Source organism: Actinomycetota bacterium, from assembly GCA_019347575.1.
Taxonomy (GTDB): Bacteria; Actinomycetota; Nitriliruptoria; order Nitriliruptorales; family Nitriliruptoraceae; genus JAHWKY01.
Genome location: JAHWKY010000009.1, coordinates 16,192 through 30,759, shown reverse-complemented (window position 1 = coordinate 30,759; position 14,568 = coordinate 16,192). Strand labels below are relative to the sequence as shown.

Below are 14,568 nucleotides of genomic sequence, written 5' to 3'. Positions count from 1 at the left end.
TCGCCGTTGGCGTGGGAGCGTGCCACACCACCTCCCACCGCCTCGCGCCCCAGGTGCCGTGCCGGTCGCCCCGGGCCGACAGCCGACCTTTAGCCGTTTGTCGACTTACCGCTACATCGACCCGTTCTATCGATAGATCGACACGGGGTGCTCGCGCTTCCGTTCCGGCTCAGCGCACCTCGACGTGGGTCGCGTAGCCTCGATCGGCGAGTACCTGCTGGGCCCGACGCAGCGCCTCCTCGCCCGCGATGGCGATGACCATCGCGCCGCGGCCGCCGTCGCTGGCGTGACGCATCGCGAGGTCCTCGATGTTGACCCCGACCTCCCCCAGCGCCGTCGTCACCTCGGCCAGCGCCCCTGGCCGGTCCGGGATCGGCACGAGCAGATCGATGAGGTCCGCCGCCTCGCCGCGCCGTGGCAGCGACCGCCGTGCCCGCCGCGCGTCGGCCAGGAAGCGGTGGAGTCGCTCCTCGTCGTCCGCCTCGAGCAGGCGTCGCAGGGACTCGAGGCGTTCCGCGTAGCGGATCAGCTGCTCGAGGACCGCGACGCGGTTCTCACGGAGGATCCCCGTCCACAGGTCCGGATCGCTCGCCGCGACCCTCGTCACGTCCCGGAACCCCCCCGCGGTCAGGGCGAGCACGGCGTCACGGTCGTCGGCGGTGTCCGCGGCGTGGGCCATCAGGAGCGAGGCCAGCACCTGGGGCAGGTGGCTGACCACGGCGACGAGCCGGTCGTGCAGCTCGGGGTCGACCGCCAGCACCCGCGCCCCCATCTGACGGAGCAGATCGCCCAGGACCCCGAACGCCGTCTCCTGCACCCCGGCGGTGGGGGTCAATAGGTACGTCGCCCCCTGGAAGAGTGTTCCATCCGCCGCATCGACCCCGCTGGCCTCGCTGCCCGCCATCGGATGGCCCCCTATGAACGCGATTCCGGGCGGGAGCTCAGCCTCAAGCTCCAGTACAAGGTTAGACTTCACACTTCCAAGATCTGTCAGGAGTGCACCGCTACGCATCCACTTCGCAGCATCGAGGGCCACCTGGGTGATGGTTGGGACCGGGGTGGCGATCACGACCAGGTCGGCGTCCGCCACGGCTCCAGCGACGTCGGTGGTCCAATGCGTCCCGACACCGAGTTCGCGTGCCCGCTCGACGACCGCTGCACGGCGGTCGACGATGGTCACGGCCTCTACGCCGGGCACGGTGCCGGCGGCCAGCGCGAAGGAGCCGCCCATCAGGCCGCACCCGATCACGGTGATCCGCCCCAGCGAGGAGTCAGCCACCCGCGTCCTCCTCCCGGCCCGCCCCTGACGCGCCACCTGCGAGGACGCGCCCAGATCGATGCTGAGGCACGCAACGGCCCCGCGGGTCACTCCGGTACCCCACGAGGGCACCCGGCGAGGTCCGTGACCGCTCCGGAGCCTGCCAGCGCCATCGGCGACCCTGCTCGGTGCTCACTCCGGCAGGTCCGTGCGCAGCTGGCGGGCCCCGTGCAGGTAGACGTGCCGCAGCTCGGTCGGGCCCCGGGTCGTGTAGCAGTGCACGAGGACCCGGACGCACCGGGCGATGCCCGTCTCGACCGCCAGCTCGCGGGCGCACAGCAGCGGGACGTGGGTCGTCCCCGCCTCCCGAGCGGCCTCCGCCGGGAAGGCGGAGCGGATGTCCTCGGTCGCGGTGAACACGAGGCTGATCAGGTCGTCCTCGGTAAGCGCGTTGCGCTCGAGCACCGCCGCCATCAGCTCCTGGGTGCGCGCGATCAGGTGGCCGCGTTCGTCGCGCTCGAGCGTCGTCGCCCCACGTATCGCTCGGACCCGCTCCCCTGCGCTCACCCCAGCCCCCCCGCTCGTGGATCGACGCGCCGAGGCGCCCGCGCCTGCGGACCCGGCCCGTCACCAGCTCCGCCCGTACCGCGGACGCGAGCGGCCACGCGCGGCGCGAGGCTGGTGCAGCGTCCGGGGGACGCGCTCGAACCCCGCGCCACAGATCCTCCGCCTCCCGTCGTCGAACCGATGAGCGCGGAACCGATAAGCGCTGAACCGATATATCGACTTATCGCTGAGTCGGCCAGTCGGTATATCGATCCCTCCACTTGCACCAGGGCTCCCACCTGGACCATCATCGTCGACCCCGCCGCGATCGTCCCTCTCGCCCACGCCGTGGGCCGCCGGACGCCCCGTCCTCCACCGCGGCGAAGAGCTGACCGATCTCGGGCTGGGTCAGGAAACGCCACTTGCCCTGTCGGAGCTCACCCAGCTCGACCCCGCCGTAGCCCACTCTCGCGAGGCGCTCGAGCATCAGGCCGACCCCTCCGACGAGGCGGCGCACCTCGCGGTTGCGTCCCTCGGTCAGGACGATCTCGAGCAGGGTCCGGCCCGCGTTGTGATCGACGAGACGGACACTGCGCGGCCGGGCCGGTCCGTCCTCGAGCTCGACGCCGTCCCGCAGTGCGTCGAGCGTCGGGCGTCTGACGTCCCCCCTGATCAGGGCGAGGTACACCCGTGGGACCTCGTAGGAGGGGTGCATCAGCTTGTGCGCGAGGTCCCCGTCGTTGGTGAGGAGCAACAGCCCCTCGGTGTCCTTGTCCAGCCGGCCCACGGGGAACAACCGCTGTGGCAGGTTCACGAGGTCCACGAAGGTGGGCCGGCCCTCCGGATCGTCGGCCGTGGTGACCACTCCCTGTGGCTTGTTGAGCGCCACGTAGACGAGGTCGGGGCGGACGTTGACGCGCTCGCCGTCGACGCGGATCTCCGCCTCCGTCGGGTCCGCCTTGTCGCCCAACGTGGCCACGCGACCATCGACGGTCACCCGGCCGTCCGCGATGAGCTCTTCGCTGGCGCGGCGGGACGCGACGCCGGCTGCCGCCAACATCTTCTGGAGGCGTTCCGCACTCACGAGGGACGCTCGCCTGCGGCGTCGTCGTGCTCCGCCGTCCCCGCCGGGTGATCGGCCTCTGTCTTGCCACCGTCGGGCGCGGACGCGTCATCGGCACCAGCCGCGTCGGAGTCGGCCTCGTCGGTGGGGTCCTCCGTCGCCGCCATGGCCTCACGTAGCCGCTTGCTCGCCGAGCGGGCCGCCTGATCGAGGGCGTCGGTCAGGCGCGCGATCTCGGCCTCATCCGCGTGCGGGCGGGCATCCGGCGCCCACCGGCCCCGGCCCGTCGCCGGCAGTTCCTCACCCGCAGCGATGCGGCGTCTCGCCTCGCGGAGGTCACCCGGCAGAGGCTCGTCGGGTGCCGGGGTGTCCGCAAGGAACTCCGCCAACGGCGGCAGCTCGCCGATGTCGCGCAGCCCCAGCTTCTCGAGGAACCCGCGGGTCGTGCCGTAGAGGATGGCCTGACCCGGCCCCGGATCGCGCCCCACCTCCTCGACGAGGTCCCGACTGACCAAGGTGCGCAACGCCCCGTCGGGGTTGACGCCGCGGATGTCCGCGATGTCCTGACGGGCGACGGGCTGTTTGTAGGCCACCACGGCCAACGTCTCGAGCGCCGCCTGGCTCAGACGACCGGTCCGGCCGTCGAGCACGTACCGCTCCACCGCCTCCGCAACGGCCGGCGCCGTGTAGAGGCGCCACCCACCCGCCGCCTCCGTGAGCAGCAAACCCCGCTCCTCGGCCTCCAGCTGCGCCTGCAGCTGCCGCAACAGCGTCGCGATCTCGTCCAGGCCGACCTCGAGGACGCGTGACAAGGTGGCCTCGTCGAGCGGCTCGTCCGCGACGAACAGCACCGCTTCGAGCGCCTGCTGGCGGTTCGTCGAGCTCACGCGGACAGCTCGTCGCCACCGACGACCGCGAGGCTGGCGGCAGGCGCGTCGGCTCGCCGACGCACCCCGATGGGGCCGCGGACGCCCTCCTGGGTGAGATCCACCTGATCCAGCTTGTACAGCTCGAGCAGAGCGAGGAAGAAGGCGATGCGGTCCGCCAGGCTGCGACCCTCGACGAGCTCGTCGAGCTCGGCCGCCCGGTCGTCTCGCAGCCACCGCAGCAGCGAGGCAGCCGCTTCCCGGATCGACAGGGAGGCCTGGTGGACGTGCTGGAGGTCGATCGTGGGGGTGGGCCGGGGACGCAGCGCGGCGGCAGCCAAGGCGGCGAGTCCGGACGCGTCGAGAGGCAGGGGCGCGGCGGGGGTGAGACGACGGAAGCGCGGTTCGAGGGTCGCGAACCGACCGTAGCGGTCGCCGTGGGCCTGCCACCGCTCCTGCACTATCGCGGCCGCTCCGCGAACCGCACGGTACTCCAGCAGCCGCGCGTACAGCAGGTCCCGCGCCTCGCCGAGCAGCTCTTCCACCTGCTCGTCGGGCTCGGGCAGCAACCGCAGCGCCTTGAGCTCGATGAGCGTGGCCGCCACGACCAGGAACCGGGTCGCGGTCTCGAGGTCGAGCTGCTCGAGATCGCCGAGGTGCGCGATGAAATCCGCCGTGATGTCGGCGAGATCGACCTCGTGGACGTCCACCTTCCGGCGCGCGATGAGCTGCCACAGCAGGTCGAACGGACCCTCGAACGCGGCGATCCGAACCTCGTACGTCATGCCGCTCCGGTCCGTGGTGGTTGCGCCGGAGGGTACACACGGTGCCGCTGGCCCCGCGAGCACCGCCGTCCTCTCGCAGCTACCGGCCACTTCAGTGCGGTTGAGAGGCTTTCTCGTTCTATCGACTTATCGTTTCATCGAGTTGTAGATCTGGTGATGTAGATGTTCATCGAGAGGCACCCGCAGACGCTCCTCCGACCTCCGGTGACGCGGGCCGACCTCGCGGTAGCGCGGCACGGCGCTCCCCCGCTCGGTCTCCGCCGAGCTGGTGGCCCGGCCCCCGGACGCGACCACCGCTGCCGACGCGGGCCTCGTCGTCGTGGTGTCGGCCCGGCGGTCGGCCCGCCGCGCCGCGGCCGAGGGTCGGGATCTCGATGTGTGGGTCCACGCGGAGTTCACGCGGTGCCACGGTCCGGCGATCGAGCACCGGCGTCCTCTCCGCAGCTACAGGCCGACTCCGGCCTGGCGAAGAGCCTTCCTCGATTTATCGATTCACCTCTTCATCTCTTCAGCTATTTATCCATCTCCCGATGAAGACGTTCATTCGAGGAGAGCCAGCAGGCACCCCCCGGCCCTCCGCTGACACGGGTCGGCGTTCCCTCCGGCCCAGTGGCGCGGCATGGCCCGCCCCGCCCGGGTCGCCCGCGGAGCTGGTGGCTGCTCCCCTCCCGCCCCCGCGAGGACCGCCGCCGACGCGGGCCTCGTCGTCGTGCGTCGGGCCCGAGCGTCGACCCGCGCGCTGCGGCCTCGGGTCGGGATCCCAGCGTGGGGATCCGCGCTGAGGTTCGCGCGGCCCCGGTGCGGCGATCGGGCAGCCCGGGGTCGACGCCCCCGCGACGGCGAGCCCCGGACGACTCCCCACCCTCGAGGTCCCTCAACAAAGCAGGAGCGGGGCCTCCTAGGCGTGGAGAAGATCTATCGATGCATCGATGGAGCGATCCATCGACGTACCGATACATCGACTTCTATGGCTTGATCGGAAGCGGGGGAGGCAGCGCCGGCGCCGCGTGATCGCGGCCCGCCGGGACTGACGGCGGCGGGCCGTGGCTGGGCCCCGATCCCGAGCTCGACCGTGGCCGCACCGCCTCCACCGACCCTCCGGATCGCCACGGATCCGCCAATCGGCGTGTGTGGCCTACCCTTGAGGTCGCCTGGATCCCGAACGGGCCGCAGGATCGATCTGAGCGCGTCACACCTGGTCACGAACGTGCTGAGGTCCCAGCAGGCACGCGGGCGAGGAGCCAGGGCTCGGACGCCACGGGCTGCTTACCCAACTCGATGATCTCGGTCAACTGCTGCGTAGCGGCAGCCGCGTCGTCCTCGGTCCGGGCGTGCACTCGCACCGCCCACTCCCCCGGTCCGAGCTCGTCGCCGACACGTACGGCGAGCTCGAGGCCGACGGCCGGATCGACGTCCTCGCCCCGGCGACTGCGGCCGGCGCCGAGACGTACCGCCAGGATCCCGAGCCCCAGTGCGTCGATCCGCCGCACCGTGCCTGGGCCGGGGACCCAGTCACGCCTGATCGGTGCCCTTGGCAGGACGCTCCAGGGATCATCTGCGACACTGGGAGAACCTCCCTGTGCACTTATGAGTTCCCTAAACTTCTCCAGGGCCGTACCTCCGTCCAAGGCGGCGTGGGCGCGCGATCGCGCCTCGGCCCCCGCGACGCCGGTCATCTGCAGGAGCTCCTCGACGCACACGAGGGCGTGGTCGCGCAACGCGCCCGCCGGGGACTCGCCGCGCAGCACGCCGATCGCGGCCGCGACCTCGAGGGCGTTGCCCACCGCGTCCGCCAGCGGCTGCGCCATCGCCGTGACGATCGCTCGAGTCCGTCGGCCGGCGCCCTCGCCGAGGCGCACGCACAGCTCCGCGAGAGCGGTGGCCACGGCACGCTCCTGCAGGAACGCGCCGCGACCGGCCTTGACGTCCAGGAGGATGTGGGTTGCCCCTCCGGCGATCTTCTTGCTCATCACGCTGGCCGCGATCAACGCCGGGCTCGCGACCGTGCCCGTGACGTCACGCAACGCGTAGATCCGCCGGTCGGCGGGAACGAGCTGGTCCGTCGTGGCCGCGATGGCCACCCCGATGCGCTCGATCTGCTCGCGGAACGCGTCGGTACTGAGCGCCACGTCGAACCCGGGCACGGCCTCGAGCTTGTCGAGCGTGCCTCCGGTGTGCCCCAGTCCCCGCCCCGACAGCTTCGCGACCTGCAGGCCGCAGGCGGCTGCGAGCGGCGCCACGACGAGCGTCGCCGCATCCCCCACACCCCCCGTCGAGTGCTTGTCCACGGTCGGACCGGTGAGCGAGGACAGGTCCACGACCTCACCGGAGGCGACGTAGGCGGCCGTCAACGCCGCCGCCTCGTCGTCACTGAAGCCCTGGATCACCCCCGCCATGAGCAGCGCCGTCAGCTGCTCGTCGCCGACCTGCCCCTCGAGGTACGCCGGGACCAGCGCCGCGATCTCCTCCGCCGAGAGCTCGCCCCCGAGGCGCTTGCGGTCGATCAGACGCACGACGTCGAGGCCGCTGACCGTCACGCGGAGACCGCCGGGTCACCGCCTACATGTCGATGTGTCGATGTGTCGACTTGTCGGGTGTCGATGTGTCGACACATCGATGAACCGATCGTCGTAGCGGTACCGGCACCGGGCGGGTCAGCTGAGGCGCCGGACGACCGCGCTGTCGGGCCCGCGCTCGTGCAGGTCGGCCAGGAGCTCGCCGATGGCCTCGCGCACGATGCGGCCGCGGTCGACGCTGATGTCGAACTCCGCACGCAGCCGCAGCCGGGCCTGCTCGAGGTCGAGCAGCTCCTGGCTCGTGAGGTAGACGGTGATCTTCTCGTCGTGTCTGACGCGGCCGCTGGCCTCGGGCGGCTCAGCCGCCTCGGGGGCTGGCTCGGACTTCGCGGGCGCGGACGTGGGAGCGGGTTCGGCGGCGGCCTCGCCACGCAGCGGCGTGACGCGACCCCCGGTGGGCCGGAACAGCTCGTCGGCCCCGGGCAGGCTAGCTCGACGACTCACGGGACAGCACCTCCCTCGCGAGGTCACGGTACGCGTCCGACCCCTTGGAGCGCGGCGCGTACGTCAGGATCGACTCGCCCACGACCGGTGCCTCGGCGAACCGGATGGTCTTGTTGATGGTGGTCTTGAACACGACGTCCCCGAACGCGTCTCGGACGCGGTCCAGAACCTCCCTGGCATGGATGGTTCTTCCATCGAAGATGGTCGCGACGATACCCTCGAGTGCGAGTTCAGGATTGAGGCGGCTCCGGACCTTGTCGATCGTGTCCATCAGCAGGCTCATCCCGCGTAGCGCGAAGTACTCGCACTCGAGCGGCACGATCACCCGATCCGCGGCGGTCAGACCGTTGATCGTGAGCAGGCCCAGGCTCGGGGGGCAGTCGATGAGGATGAAGTCGTAGCGGAAGCGGACCCGGTCGATGACCCGTCGCAGCGCCTGTTCGCGAGCGACCTCCTGCACCAGCGCGAGCTCGGCTGCGGCGAGGTCGATGTTGGCGGGTAGCACGTGCATGCCGTCGATGCCGGAGCCGGCGATGACGTCATCGGGGTGGGACCCGTCCTGCATCAGCAGGTTGTAGATCGTCGACTGCAGCTGGTGGGGCTCCAGACCCAGCCCCACGCCCAGCGACCCCTGCGGGTCCATGTCCACGAGCAGGACGCGGGAACCCAGTTCCGCCAGGGCCGCCCCGAGGCTGATGACCGTGGTGGTCTTGCCCACCCCGCCCTTCTGGTTCGCGAAGGCGAGGACGCGCGCGGGATCGCGTACCTCCGGACCCCCACCGGGGCGCAGCACGTCGCGCCGTGTCAGGGCCCGTGCCTGGTCGGCACCCCACGTACCGGGGTCCAGGATCGCCCGCTCCCTTGGAGATGAGGACGGGGACGGGACGGGATCGGGCGCGTTGCGGACGGCCTCGTCGCCACGGTCATCGCGACCAGCCGGAGCGGGCGTCTGAGCGCCGGTCGCAACGTCGGGGGTCGTCCCCGTCGGAGGCGTGGACGCCGTCCGCTCGAGGGGCAACCGCGGCTCCGCTTCGCGCGGATCGGGTGCCGTCTCGGGAGACCCGCTACGGCCGGGAGCGACATCGTGATCCACCGCCACAGCCGTCTCCGACGGCTCGGTGGGCTGGCGCGGCGACCCGGCTTCACGCGCCTCGCTCTGGAGCTCGGCGGACCGACCCGACTGGGCCGGGGTCATCTCCGGCAACGGGGCATCCCCCGGAGGGCCCTCGTCCTGCGGTTCGTCGTGGTCGTGCTGCGGTGTGGGCTCGATCACGTGCTCCCCCTGGGCGACCCTCGGAAGGGCTGGATCGACGGGGCGGTCAACTTGTCGACACAGCGATATCTCGCCACATCGACGTGGACCCTACTCCGCCCCCCCGCACTCCGGCAACCCCCCATCTCCAGGCGGCCAGTGCGATGAGCGACACGCCACGAGGGAGTCGTCGATGCCCAGGGGTAAAGGACGGCGCGGAGAGCCGGGGCGACACGCTGTCGACAGATCGATGAAGTCACCTGTCTACTTATCGCTGTCGACTTCTCTCCTTGTTCATCTGTCGACTCCCCTCCCCCGGACAGGATCCCCCTGCTTCCTCCAAGCCCTGGCCACGTCCGCGACCACGACCTTGGCATCGGCGGCCAGCGGACAGTCGCCCTGCCACGTCCGCGACGACGACCTTGGCATCGGCGGCCAGCGGACGGTCGCCCTGCTCGGCACGGACGGGGTCGGGGCGCCAGCTGATCCGTGGCCGGGAGAAGGCCCACGCGGAGCCCGCGCCTGACCGATGACCGGAGGGCTCGCCACCCGTCGCGGCGAGGCTCTTGCAGGCTCATCCAGCTCCGTACGCCGAGTCCGCTGGTTGAACCGCCCAGGCTCCCGGCAACTCGGCCAAGTCAGGCGTGGTCGCCTGGCCTATAGCGCAGCTTTAGGGAGCCTCATGGGAACACGCTCTGAGTGTGTCATCGAAAAGGCGCATAACCGCTGTGGGCGCCGCTGGAGCCCGCTGGATCGCAGGTGGGGGCCCGGTGACTCCCTCTCCAGCCGCAGGCGCCAGGGGCTCTCCGAGCGCGACGAGCCGGCCCCCCCAGCTCCCCGCTCTTCCTGCACCGCCCATGCGGAAACGGAAGGTTCGGGACCGCAATATCCGCCCTCGAAGCGACCTGGGAGGACGGGCCCTCGAGCGGCGCTCCCGCGCTCGAGCCGACGGAATCCGCTGGCAGATGGGCGCGGAGGCCGGGGTCAGCTCTTGGAGGCGCAGTCCACGCAGCGGACCGACAACGGCCTCGCCTCGAGGCGGGCATCCTGGATCTGCTGCCCGCACGACTCGCACACCCCGTACGTACCCTCGTCCATGCTGGTCAGCGCCCGCTCGACCTGCGCCAACCGGTTCCGCGCGGCATCGATGAGCGCGAGGATCTCGCTGCGCTCCTCGGTCGCCTGCGCCGAGTCCGCGAACCCCTCGTTGGCGATCTGGAGATCCTTGACCTCCTCGCCGTACGGGTCCGCGCCGTGGCTCTCGAGGACGTCGAGCTGTTGCTGACGCTCGTCCTCGAGTTCCTTGCGGAGCCGATCAAGGGTGGACTGATCCATGCAGGGCGACCTCGGTTGGGACGGTGGACGTTGTCGTGGGCTTCGACCACCGAGCCTAGCGGGTCCGTTTCGCCCGTGGGTGGGCCCGCTCGTACACCTCCCGCAGGTGCCGGCGGCTCACGAGCGTGTAGACCTGTGTGGTCGTCACGCTCGCGTGCCCGAGCAGCTCCTGGACCGTGCGGACGTCGGCTCCCCCATCCAACAGGTGGGTCGCGAACGAGTGCCGCAGCGTGTGGGGTGAGACGTCCTCAGCGAGACCGGCGCGGTCGGCGTGGCGCTTGACGATCTTCCATGCCCCCTGACGCGTCAACCGACCGCCCCGTGAGTTCGTGAACAGGCCGGGGCCTCGCGGCTGCAGACTCGGGCGACCGCGAACCAGCCACGCCTCGAGGACATCGGCGGCTGCGCGGTGGAACGGCACGATGCGCTGTTTGCGCCCCTTGCCGGTCACGTGCAGCAGCTGCTCGACCGGGTCGACATCGTCGACATCGAGCGCCGTCAGCTCGCTGATCCGCAGCCCGGATCCGTACAGCAGCTCCAGCATCGCCCGATCGCGCAGCGCCAGGGGACGGTCCCCCACGGGCTGGGCGAGCAAGCGTTCAGCCTGGACCCGCGAGAGCGGCTTGGGCAGCGACCTGGGGCTGCGTGGGGTGCCCACGTCAGCGGCCACATCGTCGACGATCACCCCCTCGCGGGCGAGGAACCGGTACAGACCCCGGACCGCGACGACCGCCCTGGCGATGGTGGACGATGCGTACAGTCGACCCTGGGCGGTCCGTCGCTGGCGCAACCACGGCACGAACGCCTCGATGTCCTCGGGAGCGACCGTGCGAGGATCAACGATGCCGTGCTCGATCAGGTAGCCCGCGAACAGGCGCAGATCCCGTCGGTACGCGCCGATGGTGTTGTCCGCCAGTCCGCGCTCGACGCGGAGGTGGTCGAGGTAGGCGCGCAGCGGGGCGGGGAGCTCCTCCGGAGGTGCGCTCACGGGTACCGCAACCGCCTACAGCACGTCGGCCAGGGGCACGAACTCCCGCCCATGGGCCTCGGCGACACCGGGGTTGGTCACCGCGCCGCGGATGACGTTGACGCCGAGCGCCAGGCCCGGATCGGCCTCGATCGCGCCTGTGGCGTCCGCGGCCAGGCGCTCGGCGTAGGCCAGCGTCACGTTGGTGAGCGCGTAGGTCGAGGTGTGCGGGACGGCCCCGGGCATGTTGCCGACGCAGTAGTGCACGACATCGTGGACCACGTAGGTGGGGTCATCGTGGGTGGTGACGCGGCTCGTTTCGATGCAGCCACCCTGGTCGATCGAGATGTCCACGACGACCGCCCCAGGCCGCATCGTCGCGACCATCTCCTCGGTGATGACGCGGGGCGCCTTGGCTCCGGGGACGAGGACCGCTCCGATCACGAGATCAGCCTCGGGGAGCACTTCCTCGAGGGTGAGCCGGTTGGACATCAGCGTCGAGATGCGGCCCTTGTGGATCGAATCGATGTAGCGCAGCTTGCCCACGTCGAGATCGAGCACCGTGACCCGCGCTTCCATCCCCGAGGCCAGCCACGCGGCGTTGCGCCCCGCCGTCCCCGCACCGATCACGAGCACGTGGGCCGGCGACACCCCCGACACGCCACCGAGGAGGATCCCTCGTCCTCCGTGCTCGCGTTGGAGGGTGGCCGCGCCAACCTGCGGGGCCATCCGGCCCGCGACCTCCGACATCGGGGCGAGCAGCGGCAGACCCCCGTCGGGACCCTCCACCGTCTCGTAGGCGATCGCGGTGGCGCCGGACGCCACGAGGGCGTCGGTGAGGGCTTCGTCCGCCGCGAGGTGCAGGTAGGTGAACAACGTCAGATCTTCCCGGAGGTAGCCGTACTCGGACTCCACGGGCTCTTTGACCTTGAGGACGAGCTCGGCATCGCTCCAGACGTCCTCGGCGTGCTCGACGATCCTGGCCCCGGCGGCCGCGAGGAAGTCGTCGGGTACCGAAGAGCCGACCCCGGCACCACTCTCGACGAGCACATCGTGACCAGCGAGGGTGAGCTCGCGGACGCCGGCAGGCGTGATCGCGATCCGGTGCTCCTGCGGCTTGATCTCGCGGGGAACCCCGACGCGCACGCGCTGCTCCTGGTCGCTGGTGCGCGAGCCTAGTCCCGCGACCGACACCCTCCCGGAGGTCAGGCGGCGTTCCCCTGATGGTGGGCGGCGAACAGCAGGCCGACGACGGTCTTCGCATCGGGGATACGTCCGTCCCTGACCGCCTCGACGGCGGCCTGGAGCGGCAACCGCACGACCTCCATCGCCGCCTCCTCGGCAGTCGCGACGAAGTCGTCGGGGCGGGGCACGGCACGCAGTCCCGTCGCGAGGAAGATGTGCGTGCGTTCGTCGGTCCAACCGACCGAGTTGGCGATCGTCACGAGCAGCTCGAGCCGCTCCGTCTCGTAGCCGATCTCCTCGGTCAACTCTCGGCGCGCCGCAGCCGCCGGTGGTTCACCCTCGACGTCGAGCTTGCCGGCTGGCACCTCGAGCAGGCTGGTACCGAACGGGTGGCGGTACTGGCGCAGGAGGATGACCGTCCCGTCGTCGAGCAGAGGGACCATCGCCACGGCGTCGTCCTGCAGGACCACCTCGCGCTCGACATCCTCGCCCTGGGGCGTGCGGACGACGTCGCGACGGACGGTCGACCACCCGTTGTAGACGATCTCGCTCGCGACGGTCTCGAACCAGGCAGGCACTAGGTGGCCTCGACCTCGACCGCCTGCTGCAGCTCGCCGACGGTGTGCTCGTCGAGGTCGACGGGCAGCTGGCCACGGGTCTCGCGCATGCGCTGCAGGCTCGCCGCCAGGAAGCCGGAGAAGAGCGGATGAGGCCGGTTGGGTCGGGACTTGAACTCCGGGTGTGCCTGCGTCGCCACGAACCAAGGATGATCGGCCAGCTCGATGAACTCGACCAGCCGCTCGTCCGGCGACAGACCGCTGAACACCAGGCCCGCGTCGGCGAGGCGCGCGCGGTAGCGGTTGTTCACCTCGTAGCGGTGACGATGGCGCTCGTAGACGACCTCGTCACCGTACGCCGCGTAGGTCCGGGTGCCCGGCACGAGGCGGGCGGGGTAGGCGCCCAACCTCATCGTGCCGCCGAGCGCCTCGACGTCGCGCTGGTCGTGCATGAGGTCGATGACGGGGTCGGGGGTGGCGGGTTCGAACTCCGACGAGTGCGCGTGCTCGAGATCGGCGACGTCGCGTGCGAACTCGATGACCGCGCACTGCAAACCCAGGCACAGCCCCAGGAAGGGCACCTCACGTTCTCGCGCGTAGCGGACCGCCGTGATCTTGCCCTCGACGCCGCGTACGCCGAAGCCTCCTGGCACGAGCACGCCGTGGCACGGTGCGAGGACGGTCTCCGCCCCGTCCTCGAGGAGGTCGTCCGACGACAGCCAACGGATATCGACGTTCACACCGTGTTCGATGCCCGCGTGGCGGAGTGCTTCCGCTACCGAAAGGTACGCATCCGGAAGTTCGACGTACTTGCCCACGAGGCCGACGGTCACGGTCTCGCGGGCGGAACGGACGCGTTGCACGAGTCGGGCCCAGTCGGCGAGATCGGGTTCGTGCTCCGGCAACGCGAGCCGACGGCACACGACATCGTCGATGCCCTCGTCCCGGAGGGCGAGCGGCACCTCGTACAGAGACGATCGGTCGACCGCCGCGATCACCCCCTCGATGTCGACGTCAGACTGCAACGCGATCTTCCGTCTCAGCTTGTCGTCGAGCTCGCGATCGCTGCGCAGGACGAGGACGTCGGGCTGGATACCGATCGAGCGCAGCTCGCGCACCGAGTGCTGCGTCGGCTTGGTCTTCAGCTCGCCCGCCGCCGCGATGTAGGGGACCAGAGCGACGTGGACGTAACAGACGTTGTCCCGGCCGACGTCGTAGCGCAGCTGGCGGATCGCCTCGAGGAAGGGAAGTCCCTCGATGTCGCCCACGGTGCCGCCGACCTCGGTGATCACCACGTCGACGTCGTCGGCTAGGGCGTGGATCCGGTCCTTGATCTCGTTGGTGATGTGCGGGATCACCTGGACGGTCTTGCCGAGGTAGTCGCCGCGGCGTTCCTTGGTGATCACCGACATCCAGATCTGTCCCGAGGTCACGGAGGAGCCGCGGTGCAACGGCTCGTCGACGAACCGCTCGTAGTGCCCCAGGTCGAGGTCGGTCTCGCCGCCGTCCTCGGTCACGAACACCTCGCCGTGCTCGAACGGGTTCATCGTTCCCGGATCGACGTTGATGTACGGGTCGAGCTTCTGCAGCGTGACGCGGAGGCCTCGAGCCTTCAGCAGCCGGCCGAGCGAGGCAGCGGTGATGCCCTTGCCCAGAGCCGACGAGACGCCGCCCGTGACGAAGATGTGCTTTGCCACGCTCTCTCCTGACCCACATCCGTCGGGCCCGTGGTCG

The 14,568-nt window shown here is 70.6% G+C and carries 13 protein-coding genes; all 13 read right to left on the bottom strand.

Annotated elements, in window-relative coordinates:
* Positions 1–169 precede the first annotated feature (169 nt).
* The 13 genes from KY469_07585 to KY469_07525 all read right to left on the bottom strand — a co-directional run bounded on the left by KY469_07585 (position 170) and on the right by KY469_07525 (position 14,531).
* Entirely contained in the window at positions 170–1,279 is a 1,110-nt protein-coding gene (locus KY469_07585) for a prephenate dehydrogenase/arogenate dehydrogenase family protein (GenBank protein ID MBW3662945.1), read from the bottom strand.
* A gap of 171 nt (positions 1,280–1,450) precedes the next feature.
* Positions 1,451–1,825 carry a chorismate mutase gene (gene aroH, locus KY469_07580; protein MBW3662944.1) on the bottom strand — a complete coding sequence of 125 codons (375 nt, stop codon included), beginning with the start codon at positions 1,823–1,825 and terminating at the stop codon, positions 1,451–1,453.
* 286 nt (positions 1,826–2,111) lie between these two features.
* Positions 2,112–2,864, bottom strand: coding sequence for an rRNA pseudouridine synthase (locus KY469_07575; GenBank protein ID MBW3662943.1), 753 nt, complete (start codon positions 2,862–2,864; stop codon positions 2,112–2,114).
* Positions 2,865–2,884: 20 nt separating this feature from the next.
* The gene (scpB, locus tag KY469_07570; GenBank protein ID MBW3662942.1) at positions 2,885–3,754 is read right to left on the bottom strand and encodes an SMC-Scp complex subunit ScpB; all 870 of its coding nucleotides are present in this window, start codon (positions 3,752–3,754) and stop codon (positions 2,885–2,887) included.
* Positions 3,751–4,518: a segregation/condensation protein A gene (locus KY469_07565; GenBank protein ID MBW3662941.1), complete on the bottom strand. Its 768-nt coding sequence runs from the start codon at positions 4,516–4,518 to the stop codon at positions 3,751–3,753. The genes scpB and KY469_07565 overlap by 4 nt, the downstream gene beginning before the upstream one ends.
* Before the next feature lie 1,199 nt (positions 4,519–5,717).
* Positions 5,718–7,055 (bottom strand): thymidine phosphorylase, encoded by a 1,338-nt coding sequence (locus KY469_07560; GenBank protein ID MBW3662940.1) that lies wholly within the window; start codon positions 7,053–7,055, stop codon positions 5,718–5,720.
* A gap of 117 nt (positions 7,056–7,172) precedes the next feature.
* Positions 7,173–7,538, bottom strand: coding sequence for a hypothetical protein (locus KY469_07555; GenBank protein MBW3662939.1), 366 nt, complete (start codon positions 7,536–7,538; stop codon positions 7,173–7,175).
* On the bottom strand, positions 7,522–8,733 hold the full coding sequence (locus KY469_07550) for a ParA family protein (protein MBW3662938.1): 1,212 nt from the start codon (positions 8,731–8,733) through the stop codon (positions 7,522–7,524). Before KY469_07550 ends, KY469_07555 begins: the two co-directional genes overlap by 17 nt.
* 1,041 nt (positions 8,734–9,774) lie before the next feature.
* Entirely contained in the window at positions 9,775–10,125 is a 351-nt protein-coding gene (locus tag KY469_07545) for a TraR/DksA C4-type zinc finger protein (protein ID MBW3662937.1), read from the bottom strand.
* Between the two features lie 55 nt (positions 10,126–10,180).
* Positions 10,181–11,113: a site-specific tyrosine recombinase XerD gene (xerD, locus tag KY469_07540; GenBank protein ID MBW3662936.1), complete on the bottom strand. Its 933-nt coding sequence runs from the start codon at positions 11,111–11,113 to the stop codon at positions 10,181–10,183.
* Between the two features lie 15 nt (positions 11,114–11,128).
* Entirely contained in the window at positions 11,129–12,238 is a 1,110-nt protein-coding gene (gene ald / locus KY469_07535) for an alanine dehydrogenase (GenBank protein MBW3662935.1), read from the bottom strand.
* A 59-nt stretch (positions 12,239–12,297) separates the two neighbouring features.
* The gene (locus KY469_07530; protein MBW3662934.1) at positions 12,298–12,855 is read right to left on the bottom strand and encodes an NUDIX hydrolase; all 558 of its coding nucleotides are present in this window, start codon (positions 12,853–12,855) and stop codon (positions 12,298–12,300) included.
* The gene (locus KY469_07525) at positions 12,855–14,531 is read right to left on the bottom strand and encodes a CTP synthase (GenBank protein ID MBW3662933.1); all 1,677 of its coding nucleotides are present in this window, start codon (positions 14,529–14,531) and stop codon (positions 12,855–12,857) included. The genes KY469_07530 and KY469_07525 overlap by 1 nt, the downstream gene beginning before the upstream one ends.
* Positions 14,532–14,568: the final 37 nt, after the last annotated feature.